At 29.8% G+C, this 685-nt stretch carries 2 protein-coding genes; both read left to right on the top strand.

Annotated elements, in window-relative coordinates:
* Nucleotides 1-167: 167 nt before the first annotated feature.
* Nucleotides 168-380, top strand: a complete 213-nt coding sequence (locus V7149_RS24200; protein WP_335348125.1) for a DUF2187 family protein — start codon at nt 168-170, stop codon at nt 378-380.
* Between the two features lie 111 nt (nt 381-491).
* On the top strand, nt 492-685 hold a 194-nt coding region (locus V7149_RS24195), incomplete at its 3' end, for an HU family DNA-binding protein (protein WP_335348124.1).

The following is a 685-nucleotide window of genomic DNA, read 5'->3' as shown; positions in this document are numbered from 1 at the left end:
CACAAAGTAAGGAAGCGATCTGAGTTTAGATAATTTTAGAAAGGTGGTTTTTTTTAAGTATCATATCTTTTTAATGTTGATTTTATTCATCTAAACAGAATAATCTTCCTTATAGTCAATAGAAATCAGCCATTTGAATAATATTAATAGGAGCGTAATAACAGAAAATGCAAAAAGAAAAGAGTGAATTTTCTGGTAAAAAGAGAGCAAATGCAGGGGATGCTATCCTTTTTGAAAGAAGAAGTAATACATATAAAGGTAGAGTGTTTCTTGTTCGGACTAATAGTGTATTAGTCGAAATTTCAAGTAAGGATGCAAAAGCTTTAGGATACGAAATGCCAAATACAGTTGTTCGGCATGGGAAATATACTCTAGTGTGAGTTTGAAAATCAAATTTTTATCTAATTAGTTTATACTTAAAATAGAAAAAAAGAAGAAATTATGATATGTTTTTTATTGCTACATGTATATAAAAATTGAGGTGTATAAAAATGAATAAAACAGAATTAGTGAAAGCTGTATCAACACAGACAGAGTTAACATTAAAAGATGCTGGGAATGTAGTTGATGCGATAGTTGAAACAATTACTAACACACTTGCTAAAGAAGATAGAATCCAATTAATTGGATTTGGAACGTTTGAAGTTCGTGAACGATCTGCAAGAAAAGGTCGTAATCCACAAAC

Source organism: Bacillus sp. JJ1503 (genome assembly GCF_036965125.1).
Lineage (GTDB): Bacteria > Bacillota > Bacilli > Bacillales > Cytobacillaceae > Cytobacillus.
The sequence above is the reverse complement of the archived record's forward strand: the minus strand, read 5'-3'. Positions and strand labels throughout refer to the sequence as shown.

Bases quoted from the DNA above. Each gene is read 5' to 3' on its own strand.
- V7149_RS24200 (WP_335348125.1), top strand. From the start codon at position 168: ATGCAAAAAGAAAAGAGTGAATTTTCTGGTAAAAAGAGAGCAAATGCA.